19 protein-coding genes are annotated in these 18,663 nt (G+C 41.1%); 10 read left to right on the top strand and 9 right to left on the bottom strand.

Annotated features, from left to right (window positions below; translation table 11 throughout):
* Positions 1–6 precede the first annotated feature (6 nt).
* From murC to lpxC, 6 genes are all read left to right on the top strand, one after another.
* On the top strand, positions 7–1,446 hold the full coding sequence (murC, locus tag H5187_RS07975; protein WP_259397186.1) for a UDP-N-acetylmuramate--L-alanine ligase: 1,440 nt from the start codon (positions 7–9) through the stop codon (positions 1,444–1,446).
* Complete coding sequence (locus tag H5187_RS07970) at positions 1,443–2,363, top strand: D-alanine--D-alanine ligase (protein ID WP_145236888.1); 921 nt, start codon at positions 1,443–1,445, stop codon at positions 2,361–2,363. The genes murC and H5187_RS07970 overlap by 4 nt, the downstream gene beginning before the upstream one ends.
* Before the next feature lies 1 nt (position 2,364).
* The gene (locus tag H5187_RS07965) at positions 2,365–3,144 is read left to right on the top strand and encodes a cell division protein FtsQ/DivIB (RefSeq protein ID WP_145236891.1); all 780 of its coding nucleotides are present in this window, start codon (positions 2,365–2,367) and stop codon (positions 3,142–3,144) included.
* Positions 3,141–4,373 carry a cell division protein FtsA gene (gene ftsA, locus H5187_RS07960; protein ID WP_145236894.1) on the top strand — a complete coding sequence of 411 codons (1,233 nt, stop codon included), beginning with the start codon at positions 3,141–3,143 and terminating at the stop codon, positions 4,371–4,373. The genes H5187_RS07965 and ftsA overlap by 4 nt, the downstream gene beginning before the upstream one ends.
* Before the next feature lie 21 nt (positions 4,374–4,394).
* Positions 4,395–5,639: a cell division protein FtsZ gene (ftsZ, locus tag H5187_RS07955; protein ID WP_149980617.1), complete on the top strand. Its 1,245-nt coding sequence runs from the start codon at positions 4,395–4,397 to the stop codon at positions 5,637–5,639.
* Between the two features lie 103 nt (positions 5,640–5,742).
* Entirely contained in the window at positions 5,743–6,654 is a 912-nt protein-coding gene (gene lpxC / locus H5187_RS07950) for a UDP-3-O-acyl-N-acetylglucosamine deacetylase (protein ID WP_182718054.1), read from the top strand.
* A 246-nt stretch (positions 6,655–6,900) separates the two neighbouring features.
* Here the strand turns inward: lpxC and yjjG are convergent, their stop codons facing one another.
* From yjjG to H5187_RS07935, 3 genes are all read right to left on the bottom strand, one after another.
* The gene (gene yjjG / locus H5187_RS07945; RefSeq protein WP_145236903.1) at positions 6,901–7,575 is read right to left on the bottom strand and encodes a pyrimidine 5'-nucleotidase; all 675 of its coding nucleotides are present in this window, start codon (positions 7,573–7,575) and stop codon (positions 6,901–6,903) included.
* Positions 7,575–8,120, bottom strand: coding sequence for an inosine/xanthosine triphosphatase (gene yjjX, locus H5187_RS07940; RefSeq protein WP_145236907.1), 546 nt, complete (start codon positions 8,118–8,120; stop codon positions 7,575–7,577). The genes yjjG and yjjX overlap by 1 nt, the downstream gene beginning before the upstream one ends.
* A 67-nt stretch (positions 8,121–8,187) precedes the next feature.
* Positions 8,188–9,087, bottom strand: coding sequence for a phosphoribulokinase (locus H5187_RS07935; RefSeq protein WP_145236910.1), 900 nt, complete (start codon positions 9,085–9,087; stop codon positions 8,188–8,190).
* A 137-nt stretch (positions 9,088–9,224) separates the two neighbouring features.
* Here H5187_RS07935 and H5187_RS07930 point away from each other — a divergent pair, with 137 nt between their 5' ends.
* Both H5187_RS07930 and H5187_RS07925 read left to right on the top strand, forming a co-directional pair.
* Positions 9,225–10,091, top strand: a complete 867-nt coding sequence (locus H5187_RS07930; RefSeq protein ID WP_182797702.1) for a hypothetical protein — start codon at positions 9,225–9,227, stop codon at positions 10,089–10,091.
* A gap of 77 nt (positions 10,092–10,168) precedes the next feature.
* Entirely contained in the window at positions 10,169–10,534 is a 366-nt protein-coding gene (locus H5187_RS07925; RefSeq protein WP_145236916.1) for a hypothetical protein, read from the top strand.
* A gap of 47 nt (positions 10,535–10,581) precedes the next feature.
* Here the strand turns inward: H5187_RS07925 and H5187_RS07920 are convergent, their stop codons facing one another.
* From H5187_RS07920 to H5187_RS07895, 6 genes are all read right to left on the bottom strand, one after another.
* Complete coding sequence (locus H5187_RS07920) at positions 10,582–13,152, bottom strand: M1 family metallopeptidase (RefSeq protein WP_182718057.1); 2,571 nt, start codon at positions 13,150–13,152, stop codon at positions 10,582–10,584.
* A gap of 94 nt (positions 13,153–13,246) precedes the next feature.
* A complete protein-coding gene (locus H5187_RS07915; protein WP_149980621.1) occupies positions 13,247–13,927 on the bottom strand; it encodes a hypothetical protein in 681 nt (226 codons plus the stop codon).
* A 77-nt stretch (positions 13,928–14,004) separates the two neighbouring features.
* Positions 14,005–14,355, bottom strand: a complete 351-nt coding sequence (locus tag H5187_RS07910) for a DUF2750 domain-containing protein (protein ID WP_145236925.1) — start codon at positions 14,353–14,355, stop codon at positions 14,005–14,007.
* A gap of 17 nt (positions 14,356–14,372) precedes the next feature.
* Complete coding sequence (locus H5187_RS07905; protein ID WP_182718058.1) at positions 14,373–14,951, bottom strand: glutathione S-transferase family protein; 579 nt, start codon at positions 14,949–14,951, stop codon at positions 14,373–14,375.
* Between the two features lie 68 nt (positions 14,952–15,019).
* Positions 15,020–15,301 (bottom strand): peptidylprolyl isomerase, encoded by a 282-nt coding sequence (locus H5187_RS07900; RefSeq protein ID WP_145236931.1) that lies wholly within the window; start codon positions 15,299–15,301, stop codon positions 15,020–15,022.
* 85 nt (positions 15,302–15,386) lie between these two features.
* Positions 15,387–15,959, bottom strand: a complete 573-nt coding sequence (locus H5187_RS07895) for a glutathione peroxidase (protein WP_145236935.1) — start codon at positions 15,957–15,959, stop codon at positions 15,387–15,389.
* Positions 15,960–16,083: 124 nt separating this feature from the next.
* On the opposite strand from H5187_RS07895, the gene H5187_RS07890 reads away from it, so the two are divergent.
* Together H5187_RS07890 and H5187_RS07885 are read left to right on the top strand one after the other, a co-directional pair.
* Positions 16,084–16,572 (top strand): GNAT family N-acetyltransferase, encoded by a 489-nt coding sequence (locus H5187_RS07890; RefSeq protein ID WP_182794613.1) that lies wholly within the window; start codon positions 16,084–16,086, stop codon positions 16,570–16,572.
* Between the two features lie 75 nt (positions 16,573–16,647).
* A complete protein-coding gene (locus tag H5187_RS07885; protein WP_145236941.1) occupies positions 16,648–18,642 on the top strand; it encodes an ATP-binding protein in 1,995 nt (664 codons plus the stop codon).
* The last annotated feature ends 21 nt before the right edge of the window (positions 18,643–18,663 follow it).

Here is an 18,663-nt window from a genome sequence, read left to right as displayed (position 1 = left end):
AAACAAATGTCAACACACAAGAGCACTCGCCCGGCAATGCGCCGAATTAGCACTATCCACTTTATTGGTATTGGTGGCGCAGGAATGGGCGGTATTGCCGAAGTACTCGCATTTGAAGGATATCGTATTACTGGCTCTGATATTGCCCATAGTGCAATGACCGAACGTTTGATCCAAGCTGGCGCTGAAGTGTTTATTGGCCATCATCAAAGTAATGTTAAAGATGCCAATGTAGTGGTGGTTTCAAGTGCAATTGATGAAACTAACCCTGAGATTATTGCAGCTAAGGCGGCACGTATTCCGGTTGTGCGCCGTGCAGAAATGTTGGCCGAGCTAATGCGCTTTCGCCACGGTATTGCTATCGCTGGCACTCATGGTAAAACCACCACCACTAGTTTGATCGCGAGTATTTATGCTCAAGCTGGGCTGGATCCAACCTTTATTATTGGTGGCTTACTTAATAGTGCGGGTAGTAACGCAAAAGTCGGTAAAAGTGATTTTTTAATTGCTGAAGCTGATGAGAGTGATGCGTCATTCTTGCATTTGCAACCTATGGTATCGGTGATCACTAATATTGAAGAAGATCACATGGATACCTACGGCGGTAGCTTAGAAAAAATGAAAGATACTTATGTGGACTTCATTCATAACCTGCCTTTTTATGGCCTTGCTGTGGTGTGTATCGATTCAGAAGTGGCAGCTGAGCTTATTCCGCGATTTGGCCGTCCTGTGATCACTTATGGTGAATCAAGCGACGCCGATTACCGCATGACTGATTTTAGCCAAACGGCAAATACCAGTCAGTTTAAAGTGCGCACTAAGCAAGGTGATGAATTAACTGTGCATTTAAATATGCCAGGTAAACATAATGCATTGAACGCCACTGCAGCGATTGCTGTTGCAAAAGATCAACAAATAGCTGATCACGCGATTTTAGAAGCATTGCAACAGTTTGAAGGTATCGGACGTCGTTTTCAGCATTATGGCGATTTTGAAAACGAACGTGGCAAAGTAATGCTGGTGGATGATTATGGTCATCACCCTTCAGAAGTTGCAGCGACTATAGCGGCAATTCGCCAAGGCTGGCCTGATAAACGCTTAGTAATGATTTATCAACCACATCGCTTTACTCGTACTCGTGATTTATATGAAGACTTTGTAAAAGTGTTAGCCGATGTTGATCAGTTATTATTGCTTGATGTATACGGCGCTGGTGAAGAGCCAATTATTGGCGCAGACAGTAAAAGTTTATGTCGTAGCTTACGTCAACGCGGTAAAGAACCACTGCATGTTGCAAGTAGCTCTGAACTAGCTGGAGTATTAGCTGATACGTTACAAGATAATGATTTAGTTATAACCCAAGGTGCTGGTAATATTGGTCAATTAGTAAAAACACTCGCGGCGACATCGCTGTCGATTGAGCAACTTAAGCAGGTAAAGGTATGACGCAATTAAACACACAGTTTGGCAAAGTGGCAGTGTTGTTTGGTGGACACTCAGCTGAGCGCGAAGTATCACTAAAATCAGGCCAAGCGGTATTGAACGCATTACAAAATGCGGGCGTTGATGCCATTGGCTTTGATCCAAAAGAGCAACCGTTATGGCAATTAAAAGAACTCGGCATTGAACGAGTATTTATCGCCCTGCATGGTCGCGGTGGTGAAGACGGTACTATTCAAGGTGCACTTGAGTTTATGGGGTTGCCATACACTGGCAGTAACGTATTAGGCTCAGCATTGGCGATGGATAAAATACGTTGTAAGCATTTATTTAAATCTGCGGGCTTGAGCACTGCGCCTTATGCGGTGGTGGATAGCAAACGTGGTTTTGATGCGACAGCGATAATGAATGAACTGAAAAAAGTGATGGTAAAACCGTCGCACGAAGGTTCTAGCATTGGTATGGCGCAAGCAAATAATGCGCAAGAGCTTGAAGCTGCTTTAGCCGAAGCGTTTAAGTTTGACAGCCAAGTACTGGTTGAGCAGTGGATAACAGGGCGCGAATTTACAATCACTGTACTAGGCGATGAGGTACAGCCAGTAATTGAAATGACCACCCCAAATGGTTTTTATGATTACCAAGCAAAGTATCAGTCAAATACCACGCAATATCATTGCCCAGCAGACTTATCAGCTAGCGATACCACGCATTTACAAGCAATGGCTTTAGCGGCATTTGAGCTAGTGGGTGCCAGTGGTTGGGGCCGTGTTGATGCAATGCAAGATGCAGACGGTAACTTTTATTTGTTAGAAGTAAACACAGTACCAGGAATGACTGAAAAATCGTTAGTGCCAATGGCTGCTAAAGCAAATGGTGCAAGCTTTGAGCAATTAGTTGTTCGCATTTTGGAGCAAACGCTTTAATATGCATCCCTTTTTGGAAAAAGCGCAACAATTAAAACAGCAACTAAATTGGTCGCTAATTTTAGGTGTGAGCTTTTTTTTAATCGTGGTTTTCAGTTTGGTGCAAATCACCAGCGGCGTTAGACAGTGGTTGGTAGAAAATAAAGATGCGCAAATAAAGCATTTAGCGGTGTTGGGGAAACCTCAATACACAGATGAAAAAGCGATTATTAGCGCGATTAAAAAAGCCGACTTATCGAGTTTTTTTGATTTAGACGTGAAAAACATACAACGTCTAGTGCAAGACTTACCTTGGGTGGCTACTGCATCGGTACGTAAGCAGTGGCCAGATACATTACAAGTGTATGTGGTAGAGCATCAGGCTGTCGCAGTGTGGAACAGTGATTTATTACTTAACCAAAGCGGTGAAGTGTTTCAAGCTAGCAGTGCGAAGCTCAGTGACGAGCTGCCACAACTTTATGGCCCTGAGGGCAGTGAATTTGAAGCATGGGGAGCTTTCAAGCAGTTTGATGAAATGCTTAAGGTTAATAATTTAAAGTTAACCAGCCTGGCATTGTCAGAGCGATTTTCATGGCAGTTATGGCTCGATAACGGTATTCGCCTTAAATTAGGGCGTAAAGAAAAAGCTAAACGGGTACAACGGTTTATAGATGTTTACCCGCGGATGGAAAAACGTGCAGATGCACAAGTAGATGTAGTGGATTTACGGTATGATACCGGCCTTGCGGTGAGCTGGAAGCTCCTGGAAGAAGCGCAATTACAAAATAAGAGTAAGGCATGACTAAGTCAGCAGAAAGAAACCTAGTGATTGGATTAGACGTTGGCACCTCAAAAGTGGTGGCCACGGTTGGTGAAATCACCGCAGATAACAAACTCAGCATTGTTGGGGTTGGCAGCCAAGTGTCCCATGGTATGGATAAAGGCGGCGTAAACGACCTTAACTTGGTGTCGGAGTCTATTCGTCGTGCAATCGATGAAGCTGAACTTATGGCTGATTGCCGTATTAGCTCCGTGTATTTGGGGATCTCAGGTAAACATATTCAGTGCCAAAACGAAAGTGGTGTTGTGGCAATTAATAATACTGAAGTGACTGATGAAGACATTGAAAATGTTATTCATATTGCGCGCTCTGTGCCTATTTCAGCCGAACGTAAAATGCTGCATGCACTGCCGCAAGAATATAGTATCGATATGCAAGAAGGGATTAAAAACCCGCGTGGTATGAGTGGTGTACGAATGGAAGCACGTGCTCACATCATAACTTGCTCAAACGATATGGCGAAAAATATTGAAAAATGTGTTGAGCGTTGTGGTCTTGAAGTTGACCAACTGATTTTCACCGCATTAGCGTCGTGTTATTCGGTATTAACCGATGACGAAAAAGAGCTCGGTGTTGCGGTACTTGATATCGGTGGCGGTACGATGGATATCACTATTTATATCAATGGTGCGTTGCGCCACTCTGCAGTTATTCCTGTAGCGGGCAACCAAGTTACTGGCGATATTGCAAAAATATTTCGTACACCGATATCCCATGCTGAATCACTCAAGGTACAATATGCCTGTGCAAGTAGCCAAATGGCCAGCAGCGAAGAAACTATTGAAGTGCCTAGTGTCGGCGGGCGACCAGCGCGGTTAATGTCGCGTCATACCTTATCTGAGGTGGTTGAGCCACGTTTTAGAGAATTATTTGAATTAGCGATGGAAGAAATACATCGTTCAGGATTAGCAGACCAAATTGCAGCAGGACTCGTCATTACTGGCGGTAGTGCTAAAATGGCTGGCGCGATGGAAGTGGCTGAAGACATTTTCCAGATGCCAGTGAGAATAGGCAAACCTATAGGGATAGTTGGTTTGACAGATTATGTAGATGACCCTTCATATGCAACGGCGGTTGGCTTATTACAATATGGCCGCACAATGCAATCGATGAATGCACAAAAATCGAAACCTGAAGGCGATAATAATTGGTGGAACCGCATAACGAAGTGGTTTCAAGGCGAGTTTTAATACTCAAGTCGGAGAGTAAACATGTTTGATATAATGGAACAACACAGCGAAGAAGCTGTTATAAAAGTAATAGGCGTGGGCGGCGGCGGCGGTAACGCTGTTGAGCACATGGTTAAGCAACAAATTGAAGGCGTGCGTTTTATTGCCGCTAATACGGATGCTCAGGCATTACGTAACTCATCAGCAGATATTACTGTGCAACTAGGTACTCAGATCACGTCTGGGCTAGGTGCGGGTGCAAACCCTGATGTAGGTCGTAAATCAGCAGAAGAAGACGCCGATACTATTCGTGCCAGCCTTGAAGGTGCTGATATGGTATTTATCGCAGCGGGTATGGGCGGTGGTACTGGCACAGGTGCTGCGCCTGTGGTTGCCAAAATTGCTAAAGAGTTAGGTATTTTAACGGTTGCTGTAGTGACACGTCCGTTTGACTTTGAAGGTAAAAAGCGCGCAGCAGCGGCTGAACAAGGTATTAACGAATTGTCAGAAATTGTAGATTCACTTATTACAATTCCTAACAATAAATTGCTTAAAGTTTTAGGTAAAGGGACTACACTGTTAGACGCATTCGCTAAAGCAAATGATGTATTATTTGGTGCCGTGCAAGGTATTGCGGAACTAATTACTCGTTCTGGTTTGATTAACGTGGATTTCGCCGACGTACGTACAGTAATGTCAGCCATGGGTACTGCGATGATGGGCACAGCGTCTGCATCGGGTCCTGATCGTGCGCAAGAAGCTGCAGAGGCTGCAATCTCAAGCCCACTACTTGAAGACGTTGATTTAACTGGCGCGAAAGGCATCCTAGTTAACATCACTGCAGGTATGGATATCGCAATTGAAGAGTTTGAAATTGTTGGTAATCACGTTAAAGCATTAGCATCTGAAAATGCGACTGTGGTGGTTGGTGCGGTTATTGACCCTGAAATGACTGATGAACTACGTGTAACTGTAGTCGCTACAGGTTTAGGCGGCGATCGTCGTCCACAGTTTGGTATTGTCGATAACGGCTTTAAAAAAGCGTCAGGTTCTGATGTTAGCAGTTCAACAAACCAAACTAGCAGTATGTATGTACCAAGCTTTGCAAGCCAAGGTAGTGGCGATGAAATGACTGCTGCTCCAGCGATTGAAAAGCATGAATCGAGCAAGACAACGCAAAGCAATAGTGGTTTATCTAAAACTAATGATAGCGGTAAAAAGTCTGATAAATCAGAAGGTGGCGATTATTTCGACATCCCTGCATTTTTAAGAAAACAAGCAGATTAAGCAAAAAGGTAATTGTTTTTGTTTAAAAAGCGAACGAGTTTGGCAGCTGGTCGTATATGTGATATAATCGGCGGTCTAACTGTAACTATAAGTGAGCGAAGCTATGATTAAACAGCGTACCATTGCAGAGATAGTCAAAGCCATAGGAATTGGACTTCACAAAGGTGAGAAGGTCACTATTACTCTCCGACCTGCGAGCGCAAATACTGGGATAGTATTTCGTCGTGTCGACCTTGATCCGGTTGTTGATTTTGAAACAACACCTGAAGCCGTTGGCGATACGCAATTATGTACCTGTTTAACTAACAAAGATGGCGTTCGCTTATCTACGACTGAGCACCTTATTGCTGCGGTAGCGGCAATGGGTATCGATAATTTGATCGTTGAATTAGATAGCTCAGAAGTACCAATAATGGATGGTAGTGCATTACCATTCATTTATTTGTTACAAAAAGGCGGCATTGCAGAGCAGAATGCGGCTAAGCGCTTTATTCGGATTAAAGAAAAAGTACGTATTGAAGAAGGTGATAAATGGGCCGAGATTGAACCATATGATGGTTTTCATATCGACTTTGAAATTGCTTTCGATCATCCGGCAATCAATGAAAGCCGCCAACGTATCGGTTTAGATATTACGGCACAAAGCTTTACAGAAGAAATCAGCCGTGCACGTACTTTTGGCTTTATGAAAGACATTGAATATATGCATGCTAATAACCTAGCTTTAGGTGGCAGCATGGATAACGCCGTGGTATTGGATGAGTTTAAAGTACTTAATCCTAACGGTCTGCGTTATAGCGATGAGTTTGTTAAGCATAAGATTCTAGACTGTGTTGGTGACATGTTTATGACAGGCCACAACATTTTAGGAAAAATTACAGCTTATAAATCAGGCCATGACCTTAACAATAAGTTACTTCGTAAAATTATGGCGACTGAGTCAGCATGGGAATGGGCAACATTTGATACCCCAGTATACATGCCAGCACCAGGTTTAGAAGTAGCCACAGCTTAATCGCAAACGCTTAAAACAGTTATAAAAAATGACGCTATCTAGCGTCATTTTTTTTGTTTAAATATTGCGGTTTAGTTTTTTAATGTTATACCAATCGTGTTAAGTTACTGACCATTTATAGCGACAGATAAATGGAGTGATAACAAGGCGTAAATTTTTGTTCTACTTAAAAATTATAACGCAGTTAGCGCTTTATTTAGCTCGCTAGAATGGTTAAATATTTAAGTCGATTGGTATTAAACCTTTTTACAATCCTAACAACTGTTGTAACTGTACCAGCTCAGTCACTTGGTATGTTGGTTCAATGCCTTCTGGCAGAACTGTGTTGGGGTGCTGTAGCCAGCAGGTATCAATCCCGGCATTTTGGCCACCTAAGATATCACTGCTTGCGGTATCACCGACCATCAAGATCTGTTCTTTTGGTGGATTACCTAACAGTTCAAAAGTGTGATAAAAAATTTCTGCGGCTGGTTTTGCAATTCCCACTTGCTCAGAGATAACTAAACAATCAAACATCTCTTTTAATCCGGTATGCTCTAAGCGACGTGCTTGTAGCTGGGTAAAACCATTAGTGATAATGCCTAATTTAGCATGCGGTTTTAGTTTATTTAGCAGTTCAATAGCGCCAGGTAATGGTTCGCAGATCTCAGCCATGGCAGTTAAAAAATCATCATTAAGCTGTTGAGCTGGAACATTGAGCTTATTAGCCCACTCACTAAATCGAGTGACTTGTAGGTGAGTAGCGGAAATAGTATTGTTTTGATACTCAAGCCACAACGGTTTATTTGTTGCTTGATAATGACTGTAATCAGCGTCATTAAAATCTACGCCATAAACTGCAAACATTCTTTTTAAGCCTGCATAGGCATTAAAGCTAAATAAGGTTTCGTCGGCATCAAATAAAACATGGGTGTACTTCATTAAACTTCCTTAGAGTAAAGCGCGGGATGAAGAAAAGGCGCCATAGCGAGTGTCAGCGCTTGCGTATAGGTACTTTCTCGGGTGGCATGATGATTAGTTAATAAACCAATAGCACCGCCTTGCTGTTTGATATTGGTAGTATTAAATGCGTTATCCATTACATCGCCAAGTTCTTTGCCTTGCAATAACGCATTATACAGGCTTGGGGGTAAAGGAAGGTTACTACTACGACCGATAGCACGTTGTTGGTTATCAGCAACGACTACAAATGCAAAGGTAGCGGGGCCGTAGCTAAATTGCTCAGCACCACCTTCCATTGCAACATAAAAATCAGCTTGGTAATGCTGTTGGCAATACAAGACACGATTTTGTGCGCCTATTCGTGTTTCATCTTCACCTATTGGCTGATCAGGTACTTGTGAAGGTGCATCAACTCCTTGACAATCAATCGTCATATTAGGGTAATAGAGAGAGAAAATACTGCGGGCAGCATTTATTTTTACCGGATTTTTGGAACCGACGAGAATGCGTAATGGCTCTGTCATGCTGATATCTCCTTTTATGATGAAGTCAGCAGTTTACATAAGCTATATATTTCAGCAAGCGTATTTCTTAAATAGGCAAATCAACGGGGGCTAATTCGGCAAGCGCACGCTTTTTAAGGATAATATCTTTGATAAGTGGGGTTAATACTAACTCCATAGCGAGTCCCATTTTTCCACCAGGGACCACTAAGGTGTTGATCCTCGACATAAAGCTGCCTTCTATCATACGTAGGTAATACGGAAAATCGACGTCATCTATGCCACGAAAACGAATAACTACAAAGCTTTCATCAAGGGACGGAATATCTTTTGCGCTAAATGGGTTTGAGGTGTCAACGGTTGGCACGCGCTGAAAGTTTATGTGAGTACGTGAGAACTGTGGCGTAATGTGATTAATGTAATCATCCATACTGCGGACAATTGAGCCCATAACAGCTTCGCGAGAGTGACCACGTTCAGAGGTGTCGCGGATTAACTTTTGGATCCACTCAAGGTTAATGATAGGCACCATACCAATTAGTAAATCAACATGCTTAGCTACATCATGATCTTCATCGACAACACCGCCATGCAGTCCTTCGTAGAATAAAATATCGGTGCTACTTTCCAGTTCTTGCCACGGAGTAAAGGTACCTGGTAGTTGATTGTATGGCACGGCTTCGTCAAAGGTATGCAAATAACGACGTAATTTACCTGCTCCAGTATCGCCATAGGTGCTGAACAAACCTTCTAGGGCTGCAAAGTCATTAGCTTCACGACCAAAGTAACTAATGTGTTTACCTTCTTGCTGCGCTTCGCGAACTTTTTTATCCATCTCAGGACGAGTATAGCGATGAAAACTGTCGCCCTCTATAAATGCGGCCTCAATATTAAGACTACGAAATATATGCTTAATAGCACTTGTCGTGGTGGTAGTACCCGCACCAGATGAACCAGTGATCGCAATAATAGGATGTTTAGCTGACATAATTTTTCTCGTTTTAAGTAGCTCTGTAGTTATAAGGCGTAGTAAGGGGGTAGGTCAAGTGACATATCAATAACAGACTTGGGAATAACTATAAAATAGCGCTATTATAAGGGCGATAAAAATAATTAGAGAATGATATGAAATTGACTTTACCTTGGCTAAGTTTTGTTGCCACCCTTGCAGTTACCCCTAATAGCGTTTTAGCTGCGATGCCAAAAAGCGAAATTTTACTTGCTAAACTTAACACAGAATATGGGTTACAAGTAAGCCGTATCACTAATAATGATGTTTATAATAATCAGCCTTTACTTACCAAAGGTGGTATTTATTTTACCCAAGAAGTGCAAAGTGAAGGGCAAAGTCAAACAGATCTAGCTTTTTATGATTTTACCAATAAGCAAGTAACTAATTTAACAAATACTGCTGTGAGTGAATACTCGCCGACTTTAACACCTAATGGTAAGGCACTGTCAGCTATCGTAGTCGAGGCGGATGGTAAGCAAAAGTTATGGCAATATCCGTTTGACGATAATGTTAAACCAAGTCGTATTTTTGAGTGGATAGAGCCAGTTGGTTATCATGCCTGGGGCGCCAAAGATGATATGGTGATGTTTATTTTAGGCGAACCACATACTTTACAATATACTCAGGTTGCTGCAGCGAAGCCAAAAGTGGTTGCTGAGCATATTGGCCGTACGTTGACATTTAACCATGCATTAGCTGCCTATACATTTAGTTATAGCAAAGCGCAGCAGCACTGGTTAGCAAGTTATGATCCGCAAGAAAATACCGTCACTGACCTCTTTCGTTTACCGCAGACGGTACAAGATTACGCATTTAAAGACGCTAATACGGTCATTTATGCGGTCGATAATGTTTACCAGCGCCAGCTAAATAGCCCTGAACAGGTCTCTCTATGGCTTGATTTAACGCCTTTCTGTGACACCAATATTACCCGTATTAGCTACTTAAATGATCAACTCGCTTTTGTATGCGTTAAATAACTATAATATAAAACTTTGCAGGTTCTTGGCTGTGCTGTAGTTTACAGCTAAGAGCTTAATGAAAATCAAGGATATCCATGTCAGCTAGTCCAGAGCAAATCAACGAGCAACTTATTGCATTAGAGTGCCGTAGTAATTTTAGAATTAAGAATATCACTGAATATATGTTACCTAAGTCCAAAGAAGCAATTTATCTGCATATAGAAGGTGGCCAAGCTAAGCTTGTGCTTCGTCCTGCACTGGAAGTCTTTAGTGATGATTTTAATAAAATAGCAGGCGTTAACCGCATTAGCGGTTTTTTTCATAGTAGTGAAATGACACGGTTTCCAACGCGTATTTTTAAAAGCACGAATCCAATCCATTATGGAATTGGTTTTAAAATGACCAGCGTTGAAGGAGCAAAAGAGTTTATTTCTCAGCTAGTAAAAATTATCAATGGATAAATAACGCTGTTGATAAAAAACGGCAAGCCAATGGCTTGCCGTACAAATTAACGTTTTAAGAAACTATTAACTGAAGCTAGTTCACGTTCTTTGAGTGCAATACAATTATTTACGCTTTCTTCAAGCTTGCTTAAGGTACGGGCATAACCTGGCTCATCAGCAATTTTGCTCATAAAGAAAGTTTGCGTTTTTGCTAAGCTGCTGGCGCTACAACCTGAGGTGGTAAAGTTAGGCAGGTTAGGTACGAAGAAAGGTGGCAAGTTTGCAACTACCTTATCGTAATTCGCGTATATCCATTCAATAAACAAAGCTTCACGGGCTTTCGTGTAAGCCTGTCCTGACATAATCGTACGCATGTCAGATGCAGTGACATCGTCAGTTAAGCTGTAATTTAATACCTTAGTTTGTAGCTCTGGCGTGCCAAAGTAACTCATAGCCGCTAGCATTTTTGTACGCACTTGCGGATCTTTGGTAGTTTTAAAGGTATTTATATACGCATCGAGTAGGTTTTTATCACCATGGAATGCGGCTAAGTTTAAGTAGATTGACGCAAGGTACGGATCAACTTTTTCTGGGTTATTTAAGTAAACACGGGCTTGTGCCTTGGCGGTATTGATCACACTTTGATCTTCACCATCAAAACCTAAACGTGCAACTACTTGAGTACGTAATTGCGAGATTGCAGCATCTTCATTTACTTTTGCAGTTAAACCATACTGTTTAGCTGCAGGCATGATGCTTTTACGAATAAATTCAGGCCACAGGTCTTGGTTGCTTTCATCTTCAAAGGTACGCTTTTGTGCGGCTAAATAACCCAAAGCGGTATTAGCAACGCGTGGGTGTTTATCGCTTACAAAAACTTCTAGTGTTTGCATTAAATGTGCAGCAGAAATAACACCAGCATCTAGTAATGCATCAGCGGCAGACAATAACGCTAAACGTTCTCGTACTGTCAATGACTGCGCGGCGTTATCAATCAATGCAGCAAATTGTTTGTCATCCATCACCCAGCGGTAATAACCTAAAGCGCCTTGATCAGGATAAATCCACTCAGGTTCAAATTCAAGTTCAACAGTTTGATTGGCTTTAGTTAGTAATATATTGGCAGTTTTAACTTTATCGCCAGCACCGTATTTTATTGCAACTGGCACATTCCAAAGCTGTGCAGGAGCATCAACGCCCGCGTTAGTAAAGCGGCTTTGATTAATGGTAATCGTTTTACCTTGCTGAGTTACTTTGATCAGTGGGAATGAAGATTGTTCGATAAACGATTTTAAAACCGCTGCCACATCTTTATTTGATGCTTTACCAAGGGCTTGCCATAAGTCGGCTGCTTCGGCGTTTTTATACGAGAACTCTTTTAAATAAGCGCGAATACCCTGCTGGAAAGCCTCTTCGCCAATCCAGTTTTCAACCATAGCTAATACCGAGCTGCCTTTGCTATAAGCTAAGCCTAGGCCGTCCATAATATCGGCTTCGGTTTTGATTGGTTTACGAATTGGCTTAGTACTTAAACGAGCATCTAACGCCATAACGTTATTTTGCGGCAGGTCTAAATGTGATTCAAATTCAGGGTTAAGCTGGGCTGTGATTTTAGCAGCCATCCAGCTTGCAAACGCTTCATTTAGCCATAAGTCATTCCACCATTTCATGGTTACTAAGTTACCGTACCACTGGTGAGCAAGTTCATGAGCGATGATAGATACATTACGTTGTTTTTTATTGCGAGTCGCTGTAGCCAAATCAAGCAGCAAAATATCTTCACGGTAGGTAACTAAGCCTGCGTTTTCCATGGCACCGAATGGAAACTCAGGAACAGCGACTGAATCTAGTTTTTTATAAACATAAGGAATACCAAAGTAGCCTTCAAGCGCGGCCAATACTTTTGGCATTGCTTGCTCGGCATATTCACCTAAGTGAATTTTACCTTGTGGCGTGATCACACGGCCTGGAATTGGCATGCCTTTGACTTCACGCTCCTCAAATGGACCGACAGCCATAGCCACTAAGTATGAAGGAATTGGCGGTGTTTTATCAAAAAAGTGAGTGGTCATATCGCCATTAACGGTCGTTTTTAACTCAGGTGTATTGGCATACACTTTTTGAGAGCTAGGTGCTGTAATCGTTAATTGGAATGGAATTTTATAACTTGGTTCATCAAATACAGGGAATGCGCGGCGGGCATCGCTCATTTCAAATTGGGTAAATAAATACGGCACACCCTGATCTAAGGTTTTATACAGGCCAACACTTTGGCGATTATAGGGGGCAGTGAAGTCGACTTTAAGCGTGTATTTACCTGGTTGAATTTGCTCATCGCAGCTAAATTTTACTTTACCTGTTTTTAGCATTTCAGCACTTAAGTCACAGTTTTCTGCCCCAAGCAGTTTGGCCATTTGCGTTGCGTAAGCAACACCATTAAGCTCGATATAGTTAGTTGGCTTAAGTACTTCAAGGGCGATTTCGGTCATGCCGCTAAAGGCTTCTTGAGCTGGATCAAGCGTTAAAGATACGTGTTGAGAACTTGGTTTTGCGAGCTTTTCTAGGACAAACTCATTAGCATGAGCTGAACTTACTGCAATGGCCACACTGAGTGTGAGTAGGCTTTTAATAAACATAGATATCCCTGATATTTTCTTGTTAGAGTTTTGTGCACAGTTATCCTAACAGTTTTTAAGCAGTGAGTAATGAGCTAGTTGGTAACAAAGTTTGTCAAATGGTGTGGCGCTGATTAAAGCGGTGCCAATCAATGTGCTGGTTGATCACGCGTATTTGTTGGCAGATCTGATTAAGGGTGATTACATCGCTAAATTCAGTCAATTCATATTCATTAAAACCCAGCAGATAATTAAAAGCATCTTTATTGCCTGCTTGAATTGCATAAATGCGGATTTGCTGCTCAAAATTGAGTCTGAGACTGCTGACAGCGGTTTTCATACCAAGTTGATCGATATTGGGAATATCACACTTTTGTAAGTAGCCGGCACGCTCTCCTTCACCAGAGAACCAAATGCGAACTTTCTCGCTATAGCGACCTGACTTAGATGGTAAGTCAAACAATAGGCGATTGTGTCCTTGTTGTTTAACTGCTGCGATATACTCGTTTAAACCAGCATCAAAAAGTGCTTGATGGATAGGCACAATACGGGCTTTTATTTTACCGTGGGTATGGAAATGAAAACAAAGGATCTGTTGATGTTCAACAATATCGCACAGTTGTAAATGGCCAATTTCATCACTGTAAGCTCCGCTGTAATAAGCGATTAAAGGGAGCCAAAAATGCCAGTGTTTCGGCTGTTCGCGAGGTAAGCGTTGATCACCATATATATAGCCATGGTAAAGAGTATGTAATTCCATAGCGGAAAAAGGGCGGCGACCAAGATGGGACTTCAACGTAATACCCTGAAAGTAAAGATTTGCGCTAGTTTATAGCAAATAAACCAGCGCAGTAAAGCAATGTTAAATAATGCTTATTCGCTTAGTGCGCGTGCTAATCCAACCGGCTCGATTTCAACACATACTTGGTCGTCATTCCAGTTTAGGCCAACCAGTGCGTCATCTTCTTTTAGATCTTCAACCCAGTCATCTAAAAATTCATCCAAGGTGATTTGCAGTGGGCTGTAATCGGCCCATTCTTCTTTACACTGGGCTTTTGCTGTTGCTTCACTTTCCCACAATAGTAGTACATCGGTGTTTTCAAATTGGTTAGAGTCACAAACCACAAAACCGCCATCTTCAGCACCTAGCGCCCAGATTTGTTCACTTTGACGTACTTTTTCAACAAAACTAACTAGTTCTGATTCAATTTCGATATCACTCATGTGTTTACCCTTAAATGTTAATTACGTGGATCGGTTTGCTGCACTGCCTGTTGCTGAGCAAATGAATAATAGAACTTCATTAACTCGGTATGTGCCGTTAGATCCGTTAACTCGCGGAAGCAAATCCAATCAAGTAAGCAGTATAAACTGATGCACAGGTATTCACAGCTTTTAAATCCTGCATCTGCAAAATGGTTATTTAAATAGCTTAATGTTTCAGCAATGCGTTCATTTTGTAGATTAAAAAATAATTTATCATCTTGCGTATCGAATCCTGAACGCTGACAAAGTAATAGCTCAACCAGCGAATCATTGCATGCATTAATGATTGTTAGTAGGTGCTCTTGTTGCCAATTCAGACGAGTTTGACTGTGTTGTTCGAGCAAAAAGCGGATGATGTTATTTGAATCAGCCAAGGTTTGCTGCTTAGTGATTAGTACTGGAATTTTTCGGGCTGGATTATTTTGTATCATTAGCTGACGATCAGTGTCTGAAAAAATATCTAAGTTGATAAACTCAAGACTGCATTGATTTAACAGTGCCCAAATACGAATGCGGCGTACAAATGGCGAAGTTGTTGAGCCTAATAGTTGCATGTGCTTTCCTTAGGATAAAAAGAAAGCCGCAGAGGCGGCTTTCTTTTAGGTTAGTAATAAAACCAACGTTATTCTGTACGACTAGTCACTTCAAGTAAGTGGTAGCCAAACTGAGTTTGCACAGGACCTTGTACTTGATTAATCGGTGCTGAAAAAACCACTTTATCAAATTCAGGAACCATCATACCAGGACCAAACTCACCTAATGCACCGCCATCCTGACCTGAAGGGCAGTTTGAATGTGCCTTAGCTAACTCAGCAAAATCTTCGCCTTGTTCAATCTTGGTTTTTAAATCTAAGCACTGCGCTTCGCTGTCTACTAATATGTGTCTTGCACTTGCCACTGTCATAAAATCTCCCGTTTCAAGGTGGTGTTTTTTCAATCAAATCTTACGTTATTCTAGTTCAATAATAACTACTTGTACCAGTATAAAATTAAATATCTGAAATTGCTTGTTCTATTGCTTTAACTAACTTGTCTGAATCTGGCTTGGTTTTGCTATTAAAACGTTCAACCTGTTTGCGATCTGCAGATACAAGGTATTTATAAAAGTTCCAATTTGGCGAACTCGTTTGGGCATTTAAATGCTTAAATATAGCATTGGCATCACTACCTCTGACTTCGCTGGTGGCAAACATCGGGAAGGTCACACCGTAATTTACAAAACAGACTTTAGCGGTGGCTTTTTCGTCATCTTCTTCTTGGAAAAAATCATCAGAAGGAAATCCCAGTATCACTAAACCTTGATCTTGGTATTTTTGATATAGCGCTTCAAGACCTTCAAACTGTGGCGTAAAACCGCAGTTGCTTGCCGTGTTGACGATCAATAAGGGTTTATTCTTGAATTGACATAAATTAATACTCTCTTTGGAGCGAAGTTTGCGCATAGTAACATTAGTGAAATCATCACATGACGTATCCTCAACCTGCTGTTGGCTTGTTTGCTCTGGCTGTGCATAAACACTACAACTGAGTATTGCGCAGCATAATAATAATTTTTTAAACATACCGATTCCTTAACTTGTTGTGGCTGATCACCCTGGATGGTAGTCTACCGTTTATTTTGCAGTAGTGTGACTTTAACTCATACGTTACTATGCAATGAAGTGATCAACAACCGCTAAAAACAAAATGACAATACGATTAGCAAATAGTAATGATTTAGCCGCCATAGTTGCAATTTATAATGAAACAATAGCAAGTAGAATGGTTACAGCCGACACCGAACAAGTAAGCATAGCAGACAAGCAAAATTGGTTTAATAGCCATACCGAGCAGCGGCCTATTTACGTTTATGAGCAAGACTCGAAGGTGATAGCTTGGCTTAGTTATAAATCTTTTTATGGTCGTCCAGCCTATGATGGAACGGTAGAAATCAGTATCTATATTACCGCATTTGCACAAGGCCAAGGGCTTGGCAAACGCTTACTTACTTTTGCCCAAGAGCAAGCTAAGCCATTAAATATTAAAGTGCTACTAGCATTTATATTTAGTCATAATATACCGAGTATTAAATTGTTCGAGCGCTTTGGTTATCAACAATGGGGAAAGTTACCTAATGTGGCTATTATGGACGACAATCACTACAGCTTAACTATCTTAGGTAAGCATTTAGGGTAGATATACGACTAAAAATAATCCTTTAGATGGTGTTAATGCAGAAAACTTAGACTACGCTTTTATCATGTTAAGTTGATGAAAAGCGGAGTCAAAGCTGTGCGGAAAATATTGATCGTTGATAGCAATAGTATTTTAGCGATGCGGATAAAAGTATTGCTTGAATTGATTGGCTGTGAAGTTGAATTGATCCACTTTTCAATGCTACAGGAATGTACTGCGTTTAGTTCTTATGATTTAGTGACTATTGCACATGGTGTTCCAGTGGCTACCGCAAGTTTTTTAGTAACACAGGTCAGTCAAGAGCGCTTTTTACTGCTTGCACCTAAAGTTGAAAACAGCGAACAACTATCTTTATTTAGTGAGCTTAATCGACTGGCGCCAAATGCTCTGGTGATTTATCCCTTCTTCGCGAATAAAGAGATCAGCACCTTATTAGAGAGTGTGTTAGAGCTTGGCTCCGATAGTGTTTTAGTATTACCAACGGTATTGTTGGTTGACCATATTCCGCAGCGGCTTGAAAAAATAGCAAATAGTCTATTAGGTGCTCATATTAAAACGATTACAGCTAATAGTATTAGCTCTGCGATTAGCCAAACACAAGGACATGAAATTGATCTGCTATTGAGCGATTTTAGCTTGCCTGATGGATCTGGTTTAGAAGTATTTGCCGCCCTCAAAGTATTATATCCGCAATGTCGTTGTTTACTATTTACCTCAAAACCAAATCAAGTGTCGATGATTGAAGCTATTCGCCAAGGGGTGGAAGACGTATTAGTTAAACCAATTAATGAAAATATGTTACTGCAATCGGTGCATAAACTTTGGCAAACGGAGTTATTAAAACGTCATAACACTGAATTAGTTGAACGCCTACAAGATACCGTTGATGCACTTATTGAAAAAGATAGCTTGTTACGTGTCATTTATAAGCACACACCTGATGCGATTATGTTATTTGAGCGCAATGGTGAAGTGATTGAAGCAAACGATGCTTGCTCTAAACTATTTCGATTATCGGCAAAAGCACTGAAAAGCAGCTCAGTATTTACTTTATTGGATGCAACGTCTGTTGAGCAAATCAAAGAAAAAATAGCGACGTTAAATAAAAATCGTCAATTTAGTTGTGACGTGTATCTGCCAATGGAAGGCGAAGATGCCATTCCATTAGTTGGTTCATTCAATGAGATAGATCATCATGGTGATATTGCACTTGCGGTTATTTTTAAAAACGTTACTCACCTTAAGCTCAAAGAGGAGCTATTACTCGAAGCAAAAGATATGCTTGAAGAGCAAGTACGTGCCCGAACATCACAGCTTGAAGACGCTAAAAATATCGCTGAGGCAGCAAATCACAGTAAATCAGAGTTTCTTGCTAACATGTCCCATGAATTACGCACTCCAATGCATTCAATATTAAGTTTTGCCCGCTTTGGTTTAGATAAACTCGGCAGAGGTGATATTTCAGTTGAAAAGCTACAGAAATATTTATCTCGTATTGAGTGTAGTGGCGAGCGGCTGCTCTCATTACTTAATAATTTACTCGACTTATCTAAACTCGATGTTGGTAAATTCCCTTTTAATCCTCGCCCACACAATCTTAATAATATTATTAAAACCAGTATTGATGATGTGTCAGGTACTGCTATGGAAAAAGATATTGAAGTGAAGTACTTACCACAAAAACCGCCTCTTATAATTGACTGTGATGAAGAGCAAGTAAATCAATTATTACGCAATATCCTCGGCAATGCGTTGAAGTTTAGTGATCCGCATAGCTGTATTGAAGTCGTTTTAATTAAGCAGCAAGAGCAGGCAATTATTGAAGTGATTGATAGTGGTATAGGGATCCCCGATGATGAGCTTGAACATGTGTTCTCAAAATTTGTACAAAGTAGTAAAACCAATAATGGTGCTGGCGGAACGGGGCTTGGCTTAGCTTTGTGTCGTGAATTTGTATCATTACATAAAGGTGTTATTTCTGCTCATAACAACAGCTCAGGAGGCACGACGATTCGTATAGCTCTGCCATTAGAAATAAAAATTTCTGCTACTCAAGAAGAAATTACTTAGCTTGACTGGTAAGAGTTTTTT

Source organism: Pseudoalteromonas sp. SG44-1 (assembly GCF_014164315.1).
GTDB classification, from domain to species: Bacteria; Pseudomonadota; Gammaproteobacteria; order Enterobacterales; family Alteromonadaceae; genus Pseudoalteromonas; species Pseudoalteromonas rhizosphaerae.
This window is presented reverse-complemented; position numbering and strand designations above follow the sequence as displayed.

Coding starts and splice junctions, on each gene's coding strand:
- H5187_RS07970 (WP_145236888.1), top strand. CDS start 1,443: ATGACGCAATTAAACACACAGTTTGGCAAAGTGGCAGTGTTGTTTGGT.
- lpxC (WP_182718054.1), top strand. CDS start 5,743: ATGATTAAACAGCGTACCATTGCAGAGATAGTCAAAGCCATAGGAATT.
- H5187_RS07930 (WP_182797702.1), top strand. CDS start 9,225: ATGAAATTGACTTTACCTTGGCTAAGTTTTGTTGCCACCCTTGCAGTT.
- H5187_RS07925 (WP_145236916.1), top strand. CDS start 10,169: ATGTCAGCTAGTCCAGAGCAAATCAACGAGCAACTTATTGCATTAGAG.
- H5187_RS07965 (WP_145236891.1), top strand. CDS start 2,365: ATGCATCCCTTTTTGGAAAAAGCGCAACAATTAAAACAGCAACTAAAT.
- ftsA (WP_145236894.1), top strand. CDS start 3,141: ATGACTAAGTCAGCAGAAAGAAACCTAGTGATTGGATTAGACGTTGGC.
- H5187_RS07900 (WP_145236931.1), bottom strand. CDS start 15,301: ATGACAGTGGCAAGTGCAAGACACATATTAGTAGACAGCGAAGCGCAG.
- ftsZ (WP_149980617.1), top strand. CDS start 4,395: ATGTTTGATATAATGGAACAACACAGCGAAGAAGCTGTTATAAAAGTA.
- murC (WP_259397186.1), top strand. CDS start 7: ATGTCAACACACAAGAGCACTCGCCCGGCAATGCGCCGAATTAGCACT.
- H5187_RS07885 (WP_145236941.1), top strand. CDS start 16,648: ATGAAAAGCGGAGTCAAAGCTGTGCGGAAAATATTGATCGTTGATAGC.
- H5187_RS07890 (WP_182794613.1), top strand. CDS start 16,084: ATGACAATACGATTAGCAAATAGTAATGATTTAGCCGCCATAGTTGCA.
- H5187_RS07935 (WP_145236910.1), bottom strand. CDS start 9,087: ATGTCAGCTAAACATCCTATTATTGCGATCACTGGTTCATCTGGTGCG.
- H5187_RS07910 (WP_145236925.1), bottom strand. CDS start 14,355: ATGAGTGATATCGAAATTGAATCAGAACTAGTTAGTTTTGTTGAAAAA.
- H5187_RS07905 (WP_182718058.1), bottom strand. CDS start 14,951: ATGCAACTATTAGGCTCAACAACTTCGCCATTTGTACGCCGCATTCGT.
- H5187_RS07895 (WP_145236935.1), bottom strand. CDS start 15,959: ATGTTTAAAAAATTATTATTATGCTGCGCAATACTCAGTTGTAGTGTT.
- yjjX (WP_145236907.1), bottom strand. CDS start 8,120: ATGACAGAGCCATTACGCATTCTCGTCGGTTCCAAAAATCCGGTAAAA.
- yjjG (WP_145236903.1), bottom strand. CDS start 7,575: ATGAAGTACACCCATGTTTTATTTGATGCCGACGAAACCTTATTTAGC.
- H5187_RS07920 (WP_182718057.1), bottom strand. CDS start 13,152: ATGTTTATTAAAAGCCTACTCACACTCAGTGTGGCCATTGCAGTAAGT.